General features: G+C 45.8%; 9 protein-coding genes. 8 read left to right on the top strand and 1 reads right to left on the bottom strand.

Annotation, left to right across the window (positions count from 1 at the left end; translation table 11 throughout):
* On the top strand, positions 1 to 263 hold a 263-nt coding region (locus G614_RS0123285), incomplete at its 5' end, for an ATP-binding protein (protein WP_027643811.1).
* A 61-nt stretch (positions 264 to 324) separates the two neighbouring features.
* On the opposite strand, the gene G614_RS28790 is transcribed toward G614_RS0123285, so the two are convergent.
* The gene (locus G614_RS28790) at positions 325 to 1047 is read right to left on the bottom strand and encodes an EFR1 family ferrodoxin (RefSeq protein ID WP_044918716.1); all 723 of its coding nucleotides are present in this window, start codon (positions 1045 to 1047) and stop codon (positions 325 to 327) included.
* 256 nt (positions 1048 to 1303) lie between these two features.
* On the opposite strand from G614_RS28790, the gene G614_RS33150 reads away from it, so the two are divergent.
* The 7 genes from G614_RS33150 to G614_RS34760 all read left to right on the top strand — a co-directional run.
* The gene (locus tag G614_RS33150; RefSeq protein ID WP_242828198.1) at positions 1304 to 1972 is read left to right on the top strand and encodes a hypothetical protein; all 669 of its coding nucleotides are present in this window, start codon (positions 1304 to 1306) and stop codon (positions 1970 to 1972) included.
* Positions 1973 to 2383: 411 nt separating this feature from the next.
* On the top strand, positions 2384 to 3295 hold the full coding sequence (locus G614_RS0123305; protein ID WP_002595436.1) for an immunoglobulin-like domain-containing protein: 912 nt from the start codon (positions 2384 to 2386) through the stop codon (positions 3293 to 3295).
* A 204-nt stretch (positions 3296 to 3499) separates the two neighbouring features.
* Positions 3500 to 4324, top strand: a complete 825-nt coding sequence (locus tag G614_RS0123310; protein WP_002583482.1) for a MerR family transcriptional regulator — start codon at positions 3500 to 3502, stop codon at positions 4322 to 4324.
* Between the two features lie 222 nt (positions 4325 to 4546).
* A complete protein-coding gene (locus G614_RS0123315) occupies positions 4547 to 5026 on the top strand; it encodes an SAM-dependent methyltransferase (protein WP_027643812.1) in 480 nt (159 codons plus the stop codon).
* Positions 5027 to 5034: 8 nt separating this feature from the next.
* A complete protein-coding gene (locus G614_RS30780) occupies positions 5035 to 5229 on the top strand; it encodes a GNAT family N-acetyltransferase (protein ID WP_242828199.1) in 195 nt (64 codons plus the stop codon).
* Positions 5211 to 5576 carry a hypothetical protein gene (locus G614_RS35230; RefSeq protein ID WP_420341545.1) on the top strand — a complete coding sequence of 122 codons (366 nt, stop codon included), beginning with the start codon at positions 5211 to 5213 and terminating at the stop codon, positions 5574 to 5576. Before G614_RS30780 ends, G614_RS35230 begins: the two co-directional genes overlap by 19 nt.
* Positions 5577 to 5583: 7 nt before the next feature.
* Positions 5584 to 5833: transposase zinc-binding domain-containing protein (locus G614_RS34760; protein WP_207637856.1), on the top strand; the 250-nt coding region annotated here is incomplete at its 3' end.

A 5833-nucleotide genomic window follows, 5' to 3' on the forward strand; every position in this document is an offset into this window, starting at 1 on the left:
ATCTGCTCATCCTTGACGAATGGGGCTATGTTCCAGTTGATAAGGATGGTTCACAGCTGCTATTCAGGGTTATATCCGACAGTTACGAAAGTAAAAGCTTGATTCTTACCACAAATCTGGAGTTCTCGAAATGGGGCGGTATCTTTACGGATGACCAGATGGCCGCAGCCATGATCGACCGCCTTGTCCATCATGGACATCTCCTGATATTTGAAGGAAAGAGCTACCGGATGGAACATGCCCTCATGCGCCGGGACGCATAATCAATGCCCGCCGAAAGCAGGGAAATTCCCTTGCTGAAAAAAGGGGATTCTGACGCTTTTTTTAGGGAAAAGTGCTTGACAAAAAACATGCCGGACATAAACTGATACACCGGTAGCACATAGTACAGTGCTTTCCGGCTGTTGCTTTACCATTTTCCAGGGTAAGGTTGTTCGTTGGACAGAGCCGGGTACACAGACCGCAGCCTATACAGACATTACTGATTTTCAATTTATCCGAGTAATTCTTTGTCCTGCCATAGTACCATAAACGCTGGCAGAGTAATGCGGCGATTCTGTTATAAAGATGCAGACCGTTCCTGGGATACCTGCCTTTCCTGATTTCCTCTGCACATTTTTCAATCTTTCTGTCTGCTTCCCGGATGATTTCCTGATTCTCTTTGGGGGACTTTTTCAGCAGCTTTACGTCACAGACAGAATCAGGCATACGAATATGTAAACCGCCAACGATTTCTGCGCCGTATTTTTTCAATAACCGTGCCGAGCAGCCCGCACCGTCTCCGCTAAACAATCCCATAGTAGCAACACAAAGTACTTTTTTATCCTTCCAAAGATCCGGATTGGCTTTGATAAAATCTTTTACCATGACGGGAACGTTTGAAAATTGAACGGGATATGCGAAAACAATAAAGTCATGCTGTGATAATAAATGTACTGCTTCTTTCTGTTCCATCGGAACAGCCTGTGCGGATTCATCCAGTAAACAGACAAGCTTCCGGATACAATGTTCTGTGTTTCCAGTTCCGCTTAAATAAATACCTATCATATTTTTTCACCGTAAACAAACTTAAAAACTGGTTTCATCTGTATCCCTTTATCCTCTACTGTCAATTTTACCGCCATTGACCGATTTCGGGAAGACCTGAAAACAAAAGCCTTCTTAAAATCGGTCAATGAAATAGTTCATTCTTTTTTAAGATTTTTTAGAGGTTTTTTAGAGACTACTCTGATAGAATGGATAAAAAATTCGCAGAAAATTTGGATAAACTGTGGATTTGTATTTTATATGAGAGGAGAACGAAATGAAAAAGAAAGCAGGAAAAATGATCTTATTGACAGGGGTGGTGCTGTGCATCCTGAGCCTTGCCGTATGCGCCTGTGGAAAGACGGAGGAAGCTCCGGATGCAGAGGATACGCAGGTGTTTCAAGGAGAACCGATTCAGGAGGATGATATAAAAGATGATGTTTCTACTCCGGAACCATCTGCGGAGGAAGATGGACTCAATGGCGGAGACAAGCAGGAAAGTCCGGAGACAGAAACAGAACCGGAATCCGGAGAAAACAGCAGCAAAGAAACAGATATCCTGTCAAAAGAACAGCTGGAAGCGCAAACTACATCCGGTACATCTGCGGAGTGGGTTGACAGCACTCCTAATCTGGAAGGAGATGCCAAAGACCTGAAGGACGGGCAGTTAACAGTGGTTGAATCTGTTACGGAAAAATCAGATAACGGCGGGGATATCATGGTATCGCCTGGCAGCGGGGATGATTCTGATTTTAATAAGGTTGCAGTTACATACGATGAAAATACGCTGTTTGCCATACAAACGATCTACGATGGAGGGGCCAGAGCTGAAATGTCAGCAGCAACAGCGGCAGACCTGGCATCCGGCCAGCACATTCAGGTATGGGGAAGTCCTTCAGGCAGCGGCCTGAAAGCAACCCGGATCTGTATTGTAAAAGTGGCATAAATGCCCTCTTTTTCGTGAAACATTTATGAACCCTGCATTTCTTTCACCAAAAAACCGGCATGTCTGAAAAATATTCCAAAAAGGTCACCTTTTCGCATTTCCAATGCGTGTCATAAGTATAACAGCATCCAACCGAAGAAGGTGTATGTAACAAACAGGATTTTAGGGCATGAAGTTAAAGCAGATAAAAATAACAGAAGTGTCCGTTAATGTACCTCTGTTGGATAGCCGGATTGGCGGAAGCACGGTTGGCATACTTGGGATTGTTTGTAACCCATGCCTAAATGCCGGAGGTGTCAAAGAGCAGCATGGACGCTGGATGTCGTTGGAATTTCATCAAGGTTGATGGTTTCATCGAGCATGGAAAGGAACAACGCCTAATAAAGGAAATCACCGGAAAGGAGAACGTCAGTGAAAACATATAAACAGCTTTGGATGAAAAAATATACACCAGTTCTGATTATCGTTCTGCTTGTTTTGACGGCGATTCTGTATGGAATACGAAACGGCAGAAGTAATGGCAAAGGTGGTAACATCCTTGCCGGTGCAAGCCCGGATACAAGCGCCTTCCAGATGTATTATTTTGATGGGGAAACGGTTGCGGTCAGGACGTTGTATGACAGAGGTAAAGAAAAGGAACTGATTAAAAAAATCAATGCTATTCCTCTTCTGGAGGCAGAGGAAAGCGCCCTCTCCCAGATGGATATTCCTTTTTACGGGTTCTGGAGCAGCAATAAGGACGGCCATGATATTTCCGTGGCAGCATCCGGCGGTGTCTGGCTTAAGAATGACGGGACGGTTTATGATGGGAATACGGAGTTGTCTCTTTTGTGGGAACAGATGGAAGGCAATGATGAGGACGATACCCTGAATGTCCTGGATTTTCCCAATGCAGGGCGCTTGTCTGCATATCACAGTATCTTCCTTCTGAAAGCGGATGAGCAGACGGAAGAAGGCCCGGAGGGTCTGACTATGACAGTCGAGGACATCGGGACAAGTGAAATCACGGTACGGATTACGAATAAAAGCGGGGAGGATTTTTCCTATGGGGAGTACTTCTCCCTCCAGAAGCAGATAGACGGACAGTGGTATACGATACCGGTAAGGGCGGATAACGTTGGTTTCCAGGATATTGCCAATATCCTTCCGGATGGGGAGAGTGCCAGCGAGACATACAATCTTGATATATATGGCACGCTGGAACCGGGGGTATACAGGCTGGTGGTGGAAACACTGGGGGCCGAGTTTCTTGTGGGCCACGGAAGGATGGCAGGAATAGAGGGGGAGCTGGCCATTGAACCCCGAAAGGCGCCTTTCATTTAAAGCAGATAATGCAGGAGGATTTGCTGAAATTGTTCCGGAAAAGATGTCGGAGGGCTTTATAGAAAGGGAACTTTCGACCGGGAAAATATTGTCTGCGGAATTGAGGCAGAGAGTTTTGAAGAACTGGTGACGGTGCATGGCCATTTCAAAAGCCTTGAAGTATAAAAAACATCCGGTATAATCATATACAGGTGGTGATAGAGGATGTTTCGGATTGGCGAATTTTCAAAATTGACACAGGTATCTGTCCGGATGCTGCGATATTATGACGAAGCAGGGCTTTTGAAGCCGGCAGAGGTTGACAGGTGGACGGGGCACCGTCTGTATTCGGTAGAGCAGATACCACGGCTTGACAGAATCCGGTATCTGCGTGACAGCGGCTTTTTGATTTCTGAAATTGCCCTGGCGCTGGAAATGGATGACCATGCACTTCTGGTATCTCTTAATAAAAAATGTCTGGAGATTGAGCAGGCCATACAAAAAGAGCAGGAGAGGCTGCTGAAAATCGCAGTTGCGAAAGAAGAAATACAGGGGAGTAAAAGCGAGCTGCATTACCATATTTCCATGAAATCAATACCGGCCTGCCAGGTACTCTCCCTGCGCAGGACTGTACCGACCTATTACTCAGAGGGCGATTTATGGAAGGAGCTTTCTGCTTTTGCAGAAAAAGAGGAGATAGAAATATCCAGTGATACCTTTACCATTTATCATGATACGGAGTATCGGGAGCAGGATGTTGACATGGAATTATGCGCCCCTGTAAAAAAAGCGGGTGAAAACAGAGAGCCGTTTTGCTTTCGCATGACGGAGGCGGTACCGGCCATGGCCAGCACCATGGTATATGGGGAATTTTCAAATATCAAAAAAGCGTATCTGGCTTTTGCCAAATGGCTGCAGAAAAACAGCAATTATCAAATGTCTGCCCCGGTACGCCAGATTGTACACAGGGGCCCCTGGAATGAAAACGCCCCGGCAAAGTATCTGACCGAGCTCCAGATTCCGGTTGAGCCTTTACAAAATGTACTGTGAAACATACAGGGCATTTTTGAATAAATGGGTAGTTTGCAGAGCTGCAGCTTATTTTTCCTCTTGTATCTTACATGGTGTGAGGTATTATACTGCTATTGTAAACAGAAATGGCAAATGTTCTAACATGCACGGAGCAGTTTGCGGATGCATGGGCAGCTGTAAATTCTTCCAGATGGAGTGCATGTAAGAATGTCTGCGGGACTTAAAAGCAGGAGGTACTGTATGGAACAATATCAGTTGAAACCGATTGGAACGGTAAGAAATGACGAAAGCGGGACATGGATTGTGTTAGAGCCGGAGTATATTCCGGGTCTGGAAGCGTTGGAAGGATTCAGCCATATCAACGTGATCTGGTGGTTCAGCGGCCATGACAGAGAAAAAGACCGGAGTGTGCTGCGGACAGAAAAGCCCTACAGGGATGGGCCGGAGGTAATGGGCGTTTTTGCCACAAGATCGCCGCTGCGTCCTAATCCCATTGCCCTGACAGCAGCGGAAATCATTCATACTGATCAGGAGAAAGGGCTTATCCGGGTTACTTTCCTTGACGCAGACAATGGTACGCCGGTACTTGATATCAAGCCTTATACCCCCAGTCTGGACAGGGTGGAAACGCCGGGTGTTCCCGTATGGTGTAGTAAGTGGCCGAAAAGTACTGAGGAATCGGGCTGTTTTGACTGGGGGAAGGTTTTCAATTTTTCATAGGAGGCTTTATGAAACTGCAGGATTACATGGATAAAAAGCCTGTTCTGGAAACCGGTCAGCTGATACTGCGTCCATTGCAAGTCAGTGATGTTGCGGATTTGAAGGAATGGATGGGTGCTCCTTCGCTGTATCAATACTGGAGCTGGCATTTGAACTGTGGGATACAAAATACCACGAGGCAAGGATGCTGGCTGTCCTGTTGATGAATCCGAAAATAACAACAGAAGCGGTAGCAGAGAGGCTGCTTAGTGATGTGATGTCCTGGGATTTATGCGACCATTTGTGTAAAAATTTATTCCTGAAAATGGAGTGCAGAATGCAGGAACCGCAGCTTTATAAAAAAAGGGCGGCATTTGTACTGATTGCAGCTTCTGTGATACATGATAAGAAACTGGAAAATGATATGGTGGATGGTTATCTGGAACTTATTATGCGGTATGCGGACGATGAGCGGGAGCATGCAAGAAAGTGCCTTCGGCACCTCAACTCCCCTAGCCCCTCATTCATGAGGGGAATTAGGGCTTGTTTTTTGCGTCATTTTATTCCATAATAATCTCATGAATGTGATTCAGAAGATGCTCAGAGACTATTACGAAATCATTGAATACGATATAAAACCCAGACCTGTCGTCATGGAAAACATTGATAAGGTCATTAACTGCGGGGATCCTTCTTATGGTGGCGCCATGTATGGTTGTCCCCATTGCGGTAACCTCAAGTTCGTTCCTTTTCGCTGCCACTCCAAGTTTTGCCCCTCCTGCGGCGCTAAGTATTCCAATGACAGGTCTACCGCTATGTCTTTTAAAT

The organism is [Clostridium] clostridioforme AGR2157, from assembly GCF_000424325.1.
Classification (GTDB): Bacteria; Bacillota; Clostridia; order Lachnospirales; family Lachnospiraceae; genus Enterocloster; species Enterocloster clostridioformis_A.

Coding starts and splice junctions, on each gene's coding strand:
- G614_RS28790 (WP_044918716.1), bottom strand. CDS start 1,047: ATGATAGGTATTTATTTAAGCGGAACTGGAAACACAGAACATTGTATC.
- G614_RS33150 (WP_242828198.1), top strand. CDS start 1,304: ATGAAAAAGAAAGCAGGAAAAATGATCTTATTGACAGGGGTGGTGCTG.
- G614_RS0123310 (WP_002583482.1), top strand. CDS start 3,500: ATGTTTCGGATTGGCGAATTTTCAAAATTGACACAGGTATCTGTCCGG.
- G614_RS0123315 (WP_027643812.1), top strand. CDS start 4,547: ATGGAACAATATCAGTTGAAACCGATTGGAACGGTAAGAAATGACGAA.
- G614_RS30780 (WP_242828199.1), top strand. CDS start 5,035: ATGAAACTGCAGGATTACATGGATAAAAAGCCTGTTCTGGAAACCGGT.
- G614_RS35230 (WP_420341545.1), top strand. CDS start 5,211: ATGCTGGCTGTCCTGTTGATGAATCCGAAAATAACAACAGAAGCGGTA.